The following is a 16,801-nucleotide window of genomic DNA, read 5'->3' as shown; positions in this document are numbered from 1 at the left end:
CCGCCGGTGCCGGCACGGTACGGCGCATCAGGCCGGCTCCAGGCTGGGGGCGTCGTCTGCCAGGGCGGCGCCCAGTTCTTCCTGCTGCTGCAGGGCCCACATCTGGGCGTAGGCGCCGCCGGCGGCCAGCAGCTCGGCGTGGCGGCCCCGTTCGACGATGCGGCCGGCCTCCAGCACCAGGATTTCGTCCGCCTCCATCACGGTGGACAGGCGGTGGGCGATGATGAGGGTGGTGCGGCCCCGGGCCGCCAGCTCCAGCTGGGCCTGTATGGCCTTCTCGGTCTTGGAGTCCAGGGCCGAGGTGGCTTCGTCGAAAATGAGGATGGGCGGGTTCTTCAGCAGGGCCCGGGCGATGGCCACCCGCTGCTTCTCGCCGCCGGAAAGCTTGAGGCCCCGTTCGCCCACCCGGCTTTCCCACTTCTCCGGCAGGGATTCGACGAAGGCCTCCAGCTGGGCGGCCCGGGCGGCGGCAATGGCTTCCTCCCGGGTGGCGCCGGGGCGGCCGTACTGGATGTTGTAGATGAGGGTGTCGTTGAACAGCACCGTGTCCTGGGGGACGATGCCGATGGCGCTGCGCAGGCTGTCCTGGGTCATCTGGCGCAGGTCCAGGCCGTTGATGCGGATGGCGCCGCCGCTGACGTCGTAGAAGCGGTAGAGCAGGCGCGACAGGGTGGACTTGCCGGCGCCGGAGTGTCCCACCACCGCCAGGGTGTGGCCCGAGGGAATGGTGAAGGAGAGGTCGTGCAGGATCGGGCGGGCCGCATCGTAGGCGAAATCCACCGCCTCAAAGCGCACCTCCGCCGGGCCCGGTGGCAGGGCGATGGCGTCCGGGGCGTCGGCCACTTCCCGGTTTTCGCCGAGCAGCTTGAACATGCGCTCGATGTCGGTGAGGGCCTGGCGGATTTCCCGGTACACCACGCCGAGGAAGTTGAGGGGCATGTACAGCTGGATGAGGAAGGCATTGACCAGCACCAGGTCGCCGATGGTCATGGTGCCGGCTACCACGCCGGCGGTGGCGCGCCACATCATCAGGGTGACGCCGGCGGCGATGATGGCCTGCTGCCCCAGATTGAGGAAGGAGAGGGTGACCTGGCTGCGGGTGGCGGCATCCTCCCACTGCTGCATCTGGCTGTCGTAGCGCCTGGCCTCGTAGTCCTCGTTGTTGAAGTACTTCACCGTCTCGTAGTTGAGCAGGCTGTCGATGGCCCGGGAGTTGGCGGCCGAATCCATTTCATTGACGGCGCGGCGGATGCCGATGCGCCAGTTGCTCACCTGAACGGTGAACACGATGTAGGCCACCAGGGAGGCGGCGGTGATGGCGGCGAAGACCCAGTCGTAGTGGGTCAGCAGGATGCCCAGCACCAGGCCCAGCTCCACCAGGGTGGGCAGGATGGAATAGAGGGTGTAGCTGATCAGGCTGGAGATGGAGCGGGAGCCCCGTTCGATGTCCCGGGAGACGCCGCCGGTCTGGCGGTCCAGGTGGAAACGCAGGGAGAGGGAATGCAGGTGGCGGAACACCTCCAGGGCGATGCGCCGCACCGCCCGCTGGGTGACCCGGGCGAAGAGCATTTCCCGCAGCTCGGTGAACAGGGCAGTGCCGAAGCGCAGACCGCCGTAGAGCAGGAGCAGCAGCACCGGCAGGGCCAGGGCCGTCTCCTGGGGCGACAGGCTGTCGATCATCTGCTTGAACACCAGGGGCACGGCGACGCTGGCCAGCTTGGCGCTGACCAGGGCGATCAGGGCGGCGGAAACCCGCCACTTGTACTGCCACAGGTAGGGAAACAGGGTGCGGATGGTGGGCCAGGCATGGACTTCGCCGGCAGGGCGGGGCAGGTGGGCAGAGGATGAGCGGCGCATGGCCCAATTCTAGCAGGGGGCCGCCGCCGGGCCCCGGCACTTGTGCGGGATTTCCTGACAGCGGGACGGGCGGGGGTGTGGCGCCGCAATGGTGCCGGCCCGGGAGGCAGAAGGGACGGGCCTGATGGACTGCCGTGCCTGGAAAGTGGCGTCCCTATTGGCATTCAGACCGGTGCCGGTGGCCGTGTAAAGACCTCTTGAAAAAACTTTACCGAATCTATTGCACTTCATTTTTTTTAAACATATGATTCAAACACTCGTTTGAATTTAGCTCGCCCCAACATGACCCAAGCTGCCCAGTCCCTGCCGCCCGCCGATGCCAAGAACAGCGCCGATACCCGGGAGCGCATTCTTGACGCCGCCGAACACCTGTTCACCGAGAACGGGTTCGAAGGGACCTCCATGCGCATGATCACCGGCGCCGCCGGGGTCAATCTGGCCGCGGTGAATTACCACTTCGGCTCCAAGGAACAGCTGATCCAGGAAGTGTTCCGCCGCCGTCTCACCTGGCTCAACCAGGAGCGCCTGCGCATCCTCGACGAGCTGGAGGCCGAAGCCGCCGGCAAGCCCCTCAAGCCGTCCCTGATCGTCGATGCCTTCTTTGGCACCCTGATCCGCATGGCCGAGCATGAGGCCTTGGGCGGGCGCACCTTCCTGCGCCTGATCGGCCGCACCATGACTGAACCCTCCGGTTTCATCCGCGCCTTCTTCGCCGAGGAATACGCCGGGGTGGTGGACCGTTACAAGCAGGCCCTGTTCAAGGCCCTGCCGGATGTGCCGAAGGCGGAAATCGTCTGGCGCTTCCATTTCATGCTCGGCGCCACGTACTACGCCATCGCCGGTACGGACGCCCTGCGCATCGTCACCGACTGGGGCATCGAGCCCCAGGAGGCGGACGAGGGGTTGGACAAGCTGCTGCCCCGGCTCATGTCCTTCCTCCTCGGCGGCCTGCGTGCCCAGTTGCCCCAGTTCGAAAGCTGAAGTTGCAAACCTTGTAGTAACCACGGAATAACAACTCGAAGAGCCGACACAGATTGGCCGCGAGACCATAAAAGGAGACAGCATCCATGAGCATCATCCCTCTGTTGAGTGTGGCAACACTCTTGACGTTAGCCGTGCTGATCAGTGTCCGTCCTCTGCGTCGGGCCCTGATCAGCCGGCCTCTTTTCTCCATTTACAAGCGCATCCTGCCCCAGATGTCCGACACGGAGCGGGAGGCGCTGGAAGCCGGCAGCGTCTGGTGGGAGGGCGAGCTGTTCCGCGGCAAGCCCGACTGGCAGAAGCTGATGGCCTATCCCCAGCCCAAGCTGACGGCCGAAGAACAGGCCTTCATGGACAACGAGGTCGATCAGGCCTGCGCCATGACCGACGACTGGAAGGTCTCCCACGAGCTGTATGACCTGCCGCCCGATGTGTGGCAGTACATCAAGGACAAGGGCTTCCTCGGCATGATCATCCCGAAGAAGTACGGCGGCCTGGAATTCTCCGCCTACGCCCATTCCCAGGTGGTGACCAAGCTGTCCACCCGTTCCTCCGCCCTGGCCGTGTCCGTCATGGTGCCCAACTCCCTCGGCCCGGCCGAGCTGTTGCTGCACTACGGCACCGACGAGCAGAAGAACCACTACCTGCCCCGCCTGGCCAAGGGCGTCGACGTGCCCGCCTTCGCCCTCACCAGCCCCTGGGCCGGTTCCGATGCGGCCTCCATCCCCGACTACGGCGTGGTCTGCAAGGGCATGTGGCAGGGCCAGGAAGTGCTGGGCATGAAGGTCACCTGGGACAAGCGCTACATCACCCTGGGCCCGGTGTGCACCGTACTCGGCCTGGCCTTCCGTCTCTACGATCCCCAGGGCCTGCTGGGCGACAAGAAGGATATCGGCATCACCTGCGCCCTGGTTCCCAACGACCACCCCGGCGTGGAAATCGGCACCCGCCACTTCCCTCTGAACGCCGCCTTCCACAACGGTCCGACCCGGGGCAAGGAAGTCTTCATGCCCCTGGAGTTCATCATCGGCGGCCCCAAGATGGCCGGCCAGGGCTGGCGCATGCTGATGGAGTGCCTGGCTGCCGGCCGCTCCATCTCCCTGCCGTCCTCCAACACCGGCATGGCCAAGCTCACCGCCCGCGCCGTCGGCGCCTACGCCCGGGTCCGCAGCCAGTTCAAGATGGCCGTGGGCAAGTTCGAAGGCGTGGAAGAGGCCCTCACCCGCATCGGCGCCTACACCTACATGATGGACGCCGCCCGGGTCATGACCGCCGGCGCCGTCGATCTGGGCGAGAAGCCCTCCGTGGTCTCCGCCATCGCCAAGTACCACGTCACCGAACGGGCCCGCAAGGTGGTCAATGACGGCATGGACGTGATCGGCGGCAAGGGCATCTGCCTCGGCCCCTCCAACTTCCTCGGCCGTGCCTACCAGCAGATCCCCATCGGCATCACCGTGGAAGGCGCCAACATCCTCACCCGCAGCCTGATCATCTTCGGTCAGGGCGCCATCCGCTGCCATCCCTTCGTGCTGGCCGAAATGCAGGCCGCCCAGAAGAACGACCTGGTCGGCTTCGATAAGGCCCTGTTCGGCCACATGGGCTTCTCCATCGGCAACGGCGTGCGCGCCCTGCTGCTGGGCCTGACCGGTGCCCGCTTCGCCGGCGTCGGTGCCGACGTGGCGCCGGAGACCCGCCGCTACTACCAGCAGCTGACCCGCTTCTCCTCTGCCTTCGCCTTCCTTTCCGACGTCTCCATGCTGGTCCTGGGCGGCGGTCTGAAGCGCAAGGAAAAAATCTCCGCCCGTCTCGGCGACATCCTGGCCCAGATGTACCTGATCTCCGCCACCCTGAAGCGCTACGAGGCGGAAGGCCGGCAGCAGGCCGATGCGGCCCTCATGCACTGGTCGGTGCAGGATTCCCTGGTGCAGGCCCAGGAAGCCTTTGACGGCGTCCTCGCCAACTACCCGAGCCCGCTGGTGGGCTGGTTCCTGAAGAAGGTCATCTTCCCCTTCGGCCGTCCCCATGTGGTGCCGTCCGACGACATCGGCCATCAGGTGGCCAAGGCCCTGATCTCTCCCAGCGCCACCCGGGAGCGCCTCACCGCCGGCTGCTTCGTCGCCAAGACGGAAGCGGATGCCGTGGGCGCCATCGAGCTGGCCCTGGCCGCCACCCTGGAAGCCGAGCCCATCGAGGCCAAGATCCGGGAGGCGGAAAAGAGCGGCAAGTTCGACGGCAACCCCCTCGCCAATGTGCGCGACGTGGCCCTGGCCGCCTACGAGGCCGGCGTCCTCTCTGCTGCCGAGTACGCAGTGATCAAGCGGCGCAACGAGCTGCGGGACATCGTCATCCGTGTGGACGACTTTGCCCCCGACTTCGGTGTGGCCACGGCCCTCAACAAGCCGGAAGTGCGCAAGGCGGCCTGAACGCCCTGCCAGCAGGACCCACGATCCCGGGGCGCCCCTTGTGGGTGACCCCGGGACGATTACAAGCAGAAACGTAAAAGACAAAACCAAAGGAGAGAGACATGGCCCAGCAGCAAGCATTTGAGCCGGTCTACGTGGTGGATGGGGCGCGCACCCCGTTCCTAAAGGCGAAGAACGGGCCCGGCCCGTTCTCTGCCGCCGATCTTGCCGTGCAGGCCGGGCGGGCCCTTCTGGCCCGCCAGCCCTTCGCCCCGGAGGATCTGGACGAGGTGGTGCTGGGCTGTGCCAGTCCCAGCCCGGACGAGGTGAATATCGGCCGGGTGGCAGCCCTGCGCCTGGGCTGCGGCAACAAGGTGACGGGCTGGACGGTGATGCGCAACTGCGCCTCCGGCATGCAGGCCCTGGATTCGGCCATGGCCAACATCCAGTCCGGCCGTTCCGAACTGGTCCTGGCCGGCGGCGTGGACGCCCTGTCCCGGGCGCCCCTGCTCTACAACGACGCCATGGTGCTGTGGTTCGCCGGCATGATGCAGATGAAGACCCTGGGCCAGAAGGCCGGGCACTTCCTCAAGCTGCGCCCCAGCGTGCTGCTCAATCCGGTGATCGGCCTGATGAAGGGCCTGACCGACCCGGTGGTGGGCCTCTTGATGGGCCAGACGGCGGAAAACCTGGCCTGGCGCTTCGGCATCAGCCGGGAAGAGATGGATGCCTTTTCCGTGCGCTCCCACCAGCGGGTCATGGCCGGCCGGGCCAAGCAGGCCTTCGGCGAGATCGTGCCCCTGGTGGGCAACGACGGCACCGTCTATGCCGAGGACGATGGCGTGCGGGCCGATGCCAGTATGGATGGGATGAAGAAGCTCAAGCCCTTCTTCGACAAGAAATACGGCCGGGTCACTCCGGCCAACAGTTCCCAGATCACCGACGGCGGCGCCTGGCTGTTGCTGGCTTCCGAAAGCGCCGTCAAGCGCTGGAAGCTCGAGCCCCTGGGCCGCATCGTGGACGCCCAGTGGGCCGGCCTCGATCCTTCCCAGATGGGCCTGGGCCCGGTGCATGCGGTGACCCCCATCCTGCAGCGTCACGGCCTGGGGCTCAACGATGTGGACCTGATGGAAATCAACGAGGCCTTCGCCGCCCAGGTGCTGGGCTGCCTCAAGGCCTGGGAAGACGATGCCTACTGCCGCGAGGAACTGGGCCTGCCCGGCGCCCTGGGCAGCCTGGATCAGGACAAGCTCAACGTGGATGGCGGCGCCGTGGCCCAGGGCCATCCGGTGGGCGCCTCCGGCGCCCGCATCGTGCTGCACCTGCTGCATGCCCTGAAAGCCCGGGGCGGCAAGCGGGGCGTCGCCAGCATCTGCATCGGCGGCGGCCAGGGCGGCGCCATGCTGGTGGAAACCTGCTGAGGCCGCCATGCGCATCGGCATCATTGTCGATTCCTGCTGCGACCTGCCCCGGCAGTTCCTCGACGAGCACGAGATCGTGGTCCTGCCCATCTCCCTGCGCATCGGCGGCGCGGTGATCCAGGACCGGCGCGACCCGGACGAGACCCATCGCTTTTACGCCACCCATGTGGACCGGCGCAGCGAGGATTTCGCCGAGTCCTTCCCCTACAGCCCGGCCCAGATCGAGCAGGTGTTCCTGGACAAGATGGTGATCGACTACGACTACGTCTTCGTCCTCACCATCACCAGCGAGCGCAGCCCCATCTACGACCATGCCATGCAGGCCTCGCGCACCGTCCTCACCAAGTACAAGGATCCGCGCCGGGAAATCGGCAAGCCGGGCCGCTTCGGCCTGTGCGTGCTCTCCAGCCGCAACCTGTTCACCGGCCAGGCCGTGCTGGCGGCGGAAGCGGTGCGTTTGATCCGTCTCGGCGGCACGCCCAGCGAGATCGGCACCCGCCTGCGCCAGCTGGTGGACCACATCCACACCTACCTGGTGCCGGCGGACCTCTTCCACATCTACAAGCGGGCCGCCAAGAAGGGCGACAGCAGCATCAACTGGGGCACCTACAAGCTCGGCCAGATGCTGGACATGAAGCCCATCCTGCACTGCAACCGGGACGTCACCCGCTCCATCGCCAAGGTGCGCGGCTTCGAGGCCGGCGTGCAGCGCCTCTTCGCCAATGCGGCGCGGCAGGTGCGGGCCGGCCTGGAGTCGCCCCATGTCTGCATCAGCTACGGCGGCGATCCGGCCACCGTGCCCGGCCTGCCCGGCTATGCCGACCTGGCGGCGGCGGTGCAGGAGAAGGGCGCCGAGATCCTGATTTCCATGATGAGCAACACCGCCGCGGTCAACGTGGGCACGGGGGCGGTATCCCTGGCCTTTGCCGCCGGTAGCCATACCTTTCACTGAAGGTAGACCATGAACATGCATACCCAAACCTCCCTGACCCAACAGCACTGGCACCTCACCCGGGAGGCCGACGGCCTCGCCTGGCTGTCCCTGGACAAGGCCGGGGAGAGTGCCAACTCCCTGTCCAAGGCCGTCATGGCCGAACTCTCCGGCGTGCTGGACGAGCTCGACCGCCAGCCGCCCAAGGCCCTCATCATCCGCTCCGCCAAGAGCGCCGGCTTCATCGCCGGGGCCGACATTTCCGAATTCGACCAGCTGGATTCGCCGGAGGCCGCCAAGGCCATGGTGGCCCGGGGCTGGGAGCTGTTCAACCGCCTCGCTGCCGTACCCTATCCGACCCTGGCCCTGGTGCGGGGCCACTGCCTGGGCGGCGGCCTGGAACTGGCCCTGGCCTGCCGTACCCTTTTGGTGGTGGACGAGCCGGGCACCAAGCTGGGCCTGCCCGAAGTCATGCTCGGCATCTTCCCCGGCTGGGGCGGCATGCTGCGCCTGCCCCGGCGGGTCGGTCCCGCCGTGGCCCTGGACCTGATGCTGGCCGGCAAGACCGTGGATGCGAAAAAGGCCAAGCGCCTGGGTCTGGCCGACGAGTGCGTGCCGCCCCGGGTGATGGAATCCGCTGCCCGCCAGCTGGCCCTCAACCCGCCGTCCCGCAAGCCCCTGCCGCTGCTGCAGCGCCTCTTCCTGGGCCCCTTGCGCGGCGTGGTGGCGGGCCAGGCGCGCAAGCAGGTGGCCAAGCGGGCCCGTCCCGAGCACTATCCGGCGCCCTACGCCATCATTGACCTGTGGGCCAAGTACGACGGCAACGCCCTGGCGGCGCCCGAGATCACCGATCGCATCGTCCGTTCCGCCACCGCCCGCAACCTGGTGCGGGTATTCCACCTGCAGGAGCGGCTGAAGGCTTTCGGCAAGGATTCCGCTTTCGTCGCCAAACGGGTGCATGTGGTGGGGGCCGGCGTCATGGGGGGCGACATCGCCGCCTGGTGCGCCGGCCGCGGCCTCACCGTGACCCTGCAGGACCAGAACGTGGAGCGCATCGCTCCGGCCATCAAGCGGGCCCACGCCGGCTTTGCCCGGCGCATCAGGGACAAGCTGCAGCTGCGCGCCGTCATGGACCGGCTCATTCCCGATCCGGAAGGCCATGGTGCCGCCCACGCCGACGTGGTTATCGAGGCCATCTTCGAGAACCTGGAAGCCAAGCACAGCCTGCTCAAGGGCCTGGAGGCCCGGATGAAGCCCGATGCCGTGCTGGCCACCAACACCTCCAGCCTGAAGCTGGAGGACATCCGTACCGTCTTGCAGCGGCCGGAACGCCTGGTGGGCATCCACTTCTTCAACCCGGTGGCGAAGATGCCCCTGGTGGAGGTGGTGACGGCCGCGGGCGGCGATGCGGAAGTGACGCGCCAGGCCTGCGCCTTCGTGCGCGGCATCGACAAGCTGCCCCTGCCGGTGCAGAGCACCCCCGGCTTCCTGGTCAATGCCGTGCTCGGTCCCTACTTGCTGGAAGCCATGCGCTGCGTGGATGAAGGCATCGCCCCGGAGACGGTGGATGAAGCGGCCCTGGCCTTCGGCATGCCCATGGGCCCCATCGAGCTGGCCGATACCGTCGGCCTGGACATTGCCATGGCGGCCGGCAAGGCCCTGGCCGGCAACGGTACGGAGCCGCCCAAGTGCCTGGTGCAGCGCTTCGAGCGCGGCGATCTGGGGCGGAAGAGCGGAAAGGGTTTCTACGCCTATCCGGCCGGCAAGATCCAGAAGGGGGCGGCGGGCGCAGTGCCGGCCGGTCTGGCCGAACGGCTGGTGCAGCCCCTGCTGCAGCGGACGCAACAATTGGTCGATGCAGGTGTCGTAGCGGATGCCGAGCTGGCGGACGCCGGCGTAATATTCGGCACCGGTTTCGCCCCCTTCACGGGCGGACCGCTCAACTACGCTAGGAGCCGACATGCCTGAAATCCCCGTCCAACTGCCCGAAAAGCAACCCACCCTGCGCCTGATGACCATGCCGTCGGACATGAATCCGAACGGCGACATCTTCGGCGGCTGGGTCATGTCCCAGGTGGACATTGCCGGCGGCGTCGCCGCCATGCGTCGGGCCCGCGGACGGGTGACCACGGTCGCCGTCAATGCCTTCCAGTTTAAGCAGCCCATTTCCATCGGCGATGTCGTCAGCTTCTACACCGACATCGTCAAGGTCGGCCGCACCTCCATCACCCTCAGTGTGGAAGTCTATGCCGAGCGCAATTATTTCAAGCCCATCACCGTCAAGGTGACGGAGGCCACCCTGACCTACGTGGCCATCGATGTCAGCGGCAACAAGCGGGAAGTGCCGCCCGAGGGCTGAGAGCAGGTGTTTTACCCGGGAGGTTCGCCTCCCAAACCACAATCATAAATAGGAGACAAAACGATGTTGAAGACTTCCATGAAGTTGTTGCCGTTGTTGGTCCTGGGGGCTGTTTCCGGTACCGCTTCCGCTGCCGGCTTCCAGTTGCTGGAACAGAACGCCACCGGCCTCGGCAATGCCTACGCCGGTTCTGCCGTGACGTCAGAGAACGCCTCCGGCCAGTATTTCAATGCCGCCAACCTGGCGGATCTGGAGGGCCGTCAGTTTTCCGCCGGTGTGAACTACATCGAGCTGGAGTCCACTTTCAATAATTCCGCTTCCACCAATCCTGCCGGCCATCCCAACCTGGGCAAGAATGGCGTCAATGGCGGTGATGCGGCCTTCGTGCCCAACTTCTACCTGGCCCTGCCCCTGAGCAAGGACCTGACCTTCGGCTTCGGCCTCAATGCTCCCTTCGGCATGCGCACGGCCTGGAGCAAGGACTGGATCGGCCAGTACTACGCCACCATCACCGACGTGAAGGCGATGAACTTCAACGCCAACCTGGCCTACAAGGTGAACGATCAGTTCTCCATCGGCGGCGGCATCAACTATCAGAAATTCGATGCCCAGATCGAGACGGCCCTCAACGGCGCTCCCTTCGCCGGTTCCCGCGACGCCAATTTTGCCGTAGCCGGTGACAGCTGGGCCTGGGGCTACAACCTGGGTGTGATCTTCAAGCCTTCCGCCGCGACCAAGGTCGGCGTCTCCTACCGCTCCGCCGTCAAGCATGAGCTGGAAGGCAAGTACAGTGTTTCCGGCTTCACCGGTCCCGGCGCCGGCGTGGCGCTGGCAACTTACGGTTTCACTGCCGCCACCGGCAATGGCAAGGTGAATATCAAGCTGCCGGACACCTTCATCATCAGTGCCACCCACCAGCTGAACAACAAGTGGGAGTTGCTGGGCGACATCAGCCGCACCAGCTGGTCCGATGTGCCGGAACTGCGCGTCCAGTTCTCCAACGGTTCCGCCGACAAGGTCAGCAAGTACGACTGGCGCGATACCTGGCGTGTGGCCATGGGCGCCAACTATCAGGTGACCGATGCCTGGAAGCTGCGTCTGGGCCTGGCTTTCGACCAGTCTCCGGTGAAGGAAGGTCTGCGCACCCCGCGCCTGCCTGACCAGGATCGGGTGTGGTACACCATTGGCGCCCAGTACAAGTTGAACAAGGGCAGCAATCTTGACGTCGGCTATGCCTACGTCAAGGCCAAGAGCGCCCATGCCAATGAGACCAGTGCCAGCCCCGCCGTCACCGGCCGTCTGGTCGGCGACTATGACAGCTCCGTGCAGGTGCTGGGCGTCCAGTACTCCATGAACTTCTGAGCGGCCTCGTCTCCCCGTGAAAACGCCCCGGCTTGCCGGGGCGTTTTTCTTTTGCGGCACAGCGGCGCATGCCTCTTGACGGAAGCATGTCAAAGCCTATAATTCAAACGTTCGTTTGAATTATAGGCGAGGCCGATGCCGATCTTTCCCGTTCCCCTGTCAGCGCCGCAGCCGGTAGGCGCCCGGCGTGCTGCCCGTCCATTTGCGGAAGGCGCGGTGGAAGGTGGTCGGGTCGTCGAAGCCTACGGCGGTGCCGATCACTGCGATGGGCATGTCGGTCTGGGTCAGGCGCTGGATGGCCACGTCCCGGCGCAGTTCATCCTTGATGGCCTGGAAGGTGGTGCCTTCCGTCGCCAGGTGGCGGGTCAGGCTGCGCACCGACGTGTGCAGGCTGCGCGCCACCGTTTCGATGGAAAGGGAGCGTTCCAGCTGCTTTTCCAGGGTCTCCCGCACCTTCTGGCTGACCAGGCGCTCGGCAAAGGAAACGAAGAGCCAGCCGCCCGGCGCCTTGCTGAGGAAGGTGCCGAGGGAGTTCTTGTCCTGCCGGATCGGTGTGGCCAGGGCGCTGGCCTCGAAGTACAGGGCCGACTGCCCCTGGTCGAAATGCACCGGCCCCGGATAGAGAAAAACGTACTCCGAGGCATGGCGCGGTCGCGGATAGGCGCAGTCCACCCGGGCCAGGGTCATCTTGTGGCCGGTCAGCCAGGAGGCGACGCCGTGGATCAGCTTGAGCATGATCTCCTGGCCGAAGGTGTTTGCGGGCGCCGCCGGCGTCTGGGGGATGAGGGCGATGCGCACCAGGCCGCCCTGGCGCGAGAGGTCGATGGCGAAGTCGTCCAGCAGCAGATGGAAGAAGCGGGTGAAGCGGAACAGGGCAGTCTGCAGGTTGGCCGATTCGAGCAGGCTCAGGCAGAGGAACTTGAAGGCGCCGGCCCGCACCGGGCGGGAGAACATGCCGGGCAGTTCGTCGTCCAGCTCCCGCGCCAGCAGGCGGTAAAGGGTGGCGAACTGCTCCGTGGTGACGCGGGCGGTATCGGCTGCCAGCAAGGCCGGCGCGATACCGGCCTGTTCCACCAGGGCCGTACGTCGAGGGGGCTCGATGGCGGTGCCGGCCAGCAGGTGGTGCACGAAGCTGATGGGGACGGTGCTCGATGACGGGGCGGCCATGGCCTGGGATTTCTTGTGCGCTGCGGCATGAGGAATGGCCGATTATGCAAGTAAATAGGCGCAACCGGCAATCCGGCGGAGCGGCGATTGTTCGTAGAATCGTCGCGGAAACAAAGACTCTGTCTTGTTTCAAGGAGTCCGCTGGGCATCGGGTCGTACCTGCCGGAAAGACACTCTTTCGGCGCGATAGGTCTATTGCCAGGGTCGCAGGCGCGGCCGCCGGCGGGCGATAAGCCAGAACAACGCCGGGAGACTTCCGCCATGTCCATGCAACCCATCCAGGTCACACCCTCCGCTTACACCTATCCCCTGCTGATCAAGCAGCTGCTGCATACTCCCCTGGCGACGGCGCCGCAGCAGGAAATCGTCTATGGGGACAAGGTGCGCCACACCTACCGGGACCTGGCCCTGCGCATCAACCGCCAGGGCCATGCCCTGAGCCGCCTGGGGGTCCAGGGCGGCGACACGGTGGCGGTCATGGATTGGGACAGTCACCGCTACCTGGAATGCTTCTTCGGCGTGCCCATGCTGGGTGCCGTGCTGCAGACCGTGAATGTGCGCCTGTCGCCGGACCAGATCCTGTACACCCTGAACCATGCCCAGGCCAGCGTGCTGCTGGTGAACCGGGAATTCCTGCCGGTGCTGGCGCAAATCCGCGGCGAGCTGGCCACGGTGAAACGCTTCGTTCTGCTGGACGACGAAGGCGGCGACCTGCCGGAAGGCTTTGCCGGCGAGTACGAAGCCCTGCTGGCCGACTGCCCGGACCACTACGACTTTCCCGATTTCGACGAAAACACCCGGGCCACCACCTTCTACACCACCGGCACCACCGGCCTGCCCAAGGGCGTCTATTTCAGCCACCGCCAGCTGGTGCTGCACACCCTGGCCGTCTGCTCTGCCCTGGCCCTGGCGCCGCAACAGGGGGGATTCCACCGGGACGACATCTACATGCCCCTGACCCCCATGTTCCATGTGCACGCCTGGGGCATGCCCTACATCGCCACCCTGGCGGGGGTGAAGCAGGTCTATCCGGGGCGCTACCAGCCCGAGGCCATCCTCAAGCTGATCGAGAAGGAGCAGGTCACCTTCTCCCACTGTGTTCCCACCATCCTGCACATGCTGCTGCTGACGCCCTACGGCAAGCAGGTGGACCTTTCCCGGTGGAAGGTCATCATCGGCGGCTCCGCCCTCACCACGGGTCTGGCCAAGGCGGCCCTGGATCGGGGCATCGATGTGTTCACCGGCTACGGCATGTCCGAGACCTGTCCCATCCTGACCCTGGCCCAGATGGAAGATCCGGCGCTGCTGGCCGATGCCGATGCCAACGTGGCGGTACGGGTCAAGACCGGCCGGCCCGTGCCCCTGGTGGCCCTGCGCACCGTGGATGCCCAGATGGGCGACTGCCCGCGGGACGGCAAGAGCGCCGGCGAGGTGGTGGTGCGCGCCCCCTGGCTGACCCAGGGCTACCTCTACAACCCGGAGGCCTCCGAGCATCTGTGGGACGGCGGCTGGCTGCACACCCAGGACATCGGCCACATCGACCCCCAGGGCTACCTGCAGGTCACCGACCGCATCAAGGACGTGATCAAGACCGGCGGCGAGTGGGTCTCCTCCCTCGAGTTGGAGGACCTCATCGGCCGCCACCCGGGGGTCAGCGAAGTGGCCGTCATCGGCGTGCCCGACGAGAAGTGGGGCGAACGCCCCCTGGCCCTGGTGGTGCTCAAGCCCGAATTCGCCGACCAGGTGTCGGCCGCAGATATCCAAGCCCATGTGAAGGTCTTTGCCGACCAGGGCCATATTTCCAAGTACGGTGTACCGGAAAACGTCAGATTCCTCGAGAGTCTGGCTCGAACCAGCGTTGGCAAGCTGAACAAGCGCGCCATGCGGGAACAACTAGTGAAGTGAAGGAGACAAGAAGACCATGAGTGAGAACAGCAAACTGATCGTCCGCCGGGCTGCCGTGCTCGGCGCCGGCGTGATGGGGGCCCAGATCGCCGCCCATCTCGCCAACGCCGATGTGCCGGTGGTGCTTTTCGACCTGGCGGCCAAGGAGGGCGACCCCAACGGCATCGTCAAGAAGGCCCTGGACGGCTTGAAGAAGCTGGACCCGGCCCCCCTGGCGAGCAAGGAGCGCCTGGCCCACATCGATGCCGCGAACTACGAGCAGCACCTGGCCCTGCTGGGCGAGTGCGACCTGGTGATCGAGGCCATCGCCGAGAAGATGGAGTGGAAGGAAGACCTCTACCGCAAGATCGCGCCCCACCTGAAGGCCGGCGCCATCGTCGCCTCCAACACCTCGGGCCTGTCCATCAACAAGCTGTCCTCCACCGTGCCGGCGGAGAAGCGGGCCAACTTCTGCGGCATCCACTTCTTCAATCCGCCGCGCTACATGCCCCTGGTGGAAATCATCGCCACCACCGACTCCGATCCGGCCATGCTGGACCGCCTGGAAACCTGGCTGGTCTCCCGCCTCGGCAAGAGCGTGGTGCGGGCCAAGGACACCCCCAACTTCGTCGCCAACCGGGTCGGCGTCTTCTCCATCCTGGCGGTGATGCACCACACCCAGCGCCTGGAGATGGGCTTCGACGAGGTGGATGCCCTGACCGGCCCCAAGATCGGCCGGCCCAAGAGCGCCACCTACCGCACCGCCGATGTGGTGGGCCTGGACACCCTGGCCCACGTGGTCAAGACCATGCAGGACACCCTGCCCGGCGACCCCTGGCACAGCCACTTCCAGGCCCCGGCCTGGCTGGCCGCCCTGATCGAGAAGGGCGCCCTGGGCCAGAAGACCAAGTGCGGCATCTTCCGTAAGCAGGGCAAGGAAATCCAGGTGCTGGACCTGGCCAAGCAGGACTACCGTACCTCCGCCGGCGAGATTGCCCCGGAAGTGGCCGAGATCCTCAAGATCAAGAACCCGGCCGAGAAGTTCGCCGCCCTGCGCGCCTCCGGCCACAAGCAGGCCCAGTTCCTGTGGGCCATCTACCGGGACGTCTTCCACTACTGCGCCTTCCACCTGGAATCCATCGCCGACAACGCCCGGGATGTGGATTTCGCCATGCGCTGGGGCTTCGGCTGGGCCATGGGCCCCTTCGAGACCTGGCAGGCGGCCGGCTGGAAAGCCATTGCCGCCGCCGTGCAGGCCGACATCGACGCCGGCCTGGCCATGAGCACGGCGCCCCTGCCCGCCTGGGTCATGGCCCGGGACGGGGTGCATGAACCCGCCGGCTCCTGGTCCGCCGCCGAACAGGGCCTCAAGCCCCGTTCCGCCCTGCCGGTGTACGGCCGCCAGCTCTATCCCGAGACCGTGCTGGGCGAAGCCCCCGCCGCCAAGGGCGAGACCGTCTGGGAAAACGTCGGGGTGCGCCTGTGGACCCATGCCCAGGAACCCAAGATCGCCATTCTCTCCATCACCTCCAAGATGCACGCCATCGGCGACGAGGTGCTGGATGGCGTGCTCGAAGCAGTCAGCCGGGCCGAGCGGGACTTCGACGGCCTGGTCATCTGGCACGAAGCCCCCTTCGCCGTCGGCGCCAACCTGCAGCAGGTGGGCGAAGCCTGCGCCAAGGGCGAGTTCGACAAGCTGGAGGCCACCGTGGCCAAGTTCCAGCGTGCCTCCATGGCCTTCAAGCACGCCCAGGTGCCCACCGTGGCGGCTGTGCAGGGCATGGCCCTGGGCGGCGGCTGCGAGTTCGTCATGCATGCGGCCCACCGGGTCATGGCCCTGGAAAGCTACGTCGGTCTGGTGGAAGCGGGCGTCGGCCTGATTCCCGCCGGCGGCGGCTGCAAGGAATTCGCCATCCGCGCCGCCCAGTTCGGTGCCCGCCAGGCCGGTGGTGAACTGTTCCCCTTCCTGCAGAACGTGTTCCAGACCATCGCCATGGCCAAGGTGGCCAAGAGCGCCCTGGAAGTGCAGGAAATGGGCTTCGCCAAGGAGTCGGACGACGTGGTCTTCAACGCCCACGAACTGCTGCACGTGGCCCTGGGCCGCGCCCGGGCCATGGCCCAGGCCGGTTACCGTCCGCCCCTGCGGGCCCGCAACATCCCGGTGGCCGGCCGTCCCGGCATTGCCACCCTGGAGATGATGCTGGTGAACATGAAGGAGGGCGGTTTCATCTCCGCCCACGATTACCGGGTGGCCCGCTCCGCCGCCATCGCCCTGTGCGGCGGCGACGTGGAGCAGGGCAGCCGGGTGGACGACGAATGGCTGCTCACCGTGGAGCGCCGCGAATTCGTCGAACTGCTGAAGACCCCGGAAACCCAGGCCCGCATCAAGCACATGCTTGAGACCGGCAAGCCCCTGCGTAATTAAGGGGAAGGAGAC

The 16,801-nt window shown here is 66.2% G+C and carries 11 protein-coding genes; 9 read left to right on the top strand and 2 right to left on the bottom strand.

Features of this window, described 5'->3' with window-relative positions:
- Positions 1-27: 27 nt before the first annotated feature.
- Positions 28-1,857, bottom strand: coding sequence for an ABCB family ABC transporter ATP-binding protein/permease (locus OEL49_RS13430; protein WP_014235448.1), 1,830 nt, complete (start codon positions 1,855-1,857; stop codon positions 28-30).
- A gap of 282 nt (positions 1,858-2,139) precedes the next feature.
- Here OEL49_RS13430 and OEL49_RS13425 point away from each other — a divergent pair, with 282 nt between their 5' ends.
- The 7 genes from OEL49_RS13425 (at position 2,140) to OEL49_RS13395 (ending at position 11,313) form a co-directional block, all read left to right on the top strand.
- Positions 2,140-2,838 (top strand): TetR/AcrR family transcriptional regulator, encoded by a 699-nt coding sequence (locus OEL49_RS13425; protein ID WP_287875153.1) that lies wholly within the window; start codon positions 2,140-2,142, stop codon positions 2,836-2,838.
- Between the two features lie 86 nt (positions 2,839-2,924).
- The gene (locus OEL49_RS13420; RefSeq protein ID WP_287875151.1) at positions 2,925-5,261 is read left to right on the top strand and encodes an acyl-CoA dehydrogenase; all 2,337 of its coding nucleotides are present in this window, start codon (positions 2,925-2,927) and stop codon (positions 5,259-5,261) included.
- Between the two features lie 101 nt (positions 5,262-5,362).
- Positions 5,363-6,661: an acetyl-CoA C-acetyltransferase gene (locus OEL49_RS13415; RefSeq protein ID WP_130459227.1), complete on the top strand. Its 1,299-nt coding sequence runs from the start codon at positions 5,363-5,365 to the stop codon at positions 6,659-6,661.
- Positions 6,662-6,668: 7 nt separating this feature from the next.
- The gene (locus OEL49_RS13410) at positions 6,669-7,613 is read left to right on the top strand and encodes a DegV family protein (RefSeq protein WP_014235444.1); all 945 of its coding nucleotides are present in this window, start codon (positions 6,669-6,671) and stop codon (positions 7,611-7,613) included.
- 15 nt (positions 7,614-7,628) lie between these two features.
- Complete coding sequence (locus tag OEL49_RS13405; RefSeq protein ID WP_414635388.1) at positions 7,629-9,560, top strand: 3-hydroxyacyl-CoA dehydrogenase NAD-binding domain-containing protein; 1,932 nt, start codon at positions 7,629-7,631, stop codon at positions 9,558-9,560.
- The gene (locus tag OEL49_RS13400) at positions 9,553-9,951 is read left to right on the top strand and encodes an acyl-CoA thioesterase (RefSeq protein ID WP_014235442.1); all 399 of its coding nucleotides are present in this window, start codon (positions 9,553-9,555) and stop codon (positions 9,949-9,951) included. Before OEL49_RS13405 ends, OEL49_RS13400 begins: the two co-directional genes overlap by 8 nt.
- A gap of 63 nt (positions 9,952-10,014) precedes the next feature.
- The gene (locus tag OEL49_RS13395; RefSeq protein ID WP_287875145.1) at positions 10,015-11,313 is read left to right on the top strand and encodes an OmpP1/FadL family transporter; all 1,299 of its coding nucleotides are present in this window, start codon (positions 10,015-10,017) and stop codon (positions 11,311-11,313) included.
- A gap of 159 nt (positions 11,314-11,472) precedes the next feature.
- Here the strand turns inward: OEL49_RS13395 and OEL49_RS13390 are convergent, their stop codons facing one another.
- Positions 11,473-12,480 carry an AraC family transcriptional regulator gene (locus tag OEL49_RS13390; protein ID WP_287875143.1) on the bottom strand — a complete coding sequence of 336 codons (1,008 nt, stop codon included), beginning with the start codon at positions 12,478-12,480 and terminating at the stop codon, positions 11,473-11,475.
- Positions 12,481-12,741: 261 nt separating this feature from the next.
- On the opposite strand from OEL49_RS13390, the gene OEL49_RS13385 reads away from it, so the two are divergent.
- Both OEL49_RS13385 and OEL49_RS13380 read left to right on the top strand, forming a co-directional pair.
- Positions 12,742-14,385: a fatty acid--CoA ligase gene (locus OEL49_RS13385; protein ID WP_287875141.1), complete on the top strand. Its 1,644-nt coding sequence runs from the start codon at positions 12,742-12,744 to the stop codon at positions 14,383-14,385.
- A 16-nt stretch (positions 14,386-14,401) separates the two neighbouring features.
- On the top strand, positions 14,402-16,789 hold the full coding sequence (locus OEL49_RS13380) for a 3-hydroxyacyl-CoA dehydrogenase/enoyl-CoA hydratase family protein (protein WP_287875139.1): 2,388 nt from the start codon (positions 14,402-14,404) through the stop codon (positions 16,787-16,789).
- Positions 16,790-16,801: the final 12 nt, after the last annotated feature.

This window comes from Azospira sp. (assembly GCF_030247495.1).
Taxonomy (GTDB): domain Bacteria; phylum Pseudomonadota; class Gammaproteobacteria; order Burkholderiales; family Rhodocyclaceae; genus Azospira; species Azospira oryzae.
This window is presented reverse-complemented; position numbering and strand designations above follow the sequence as displayed.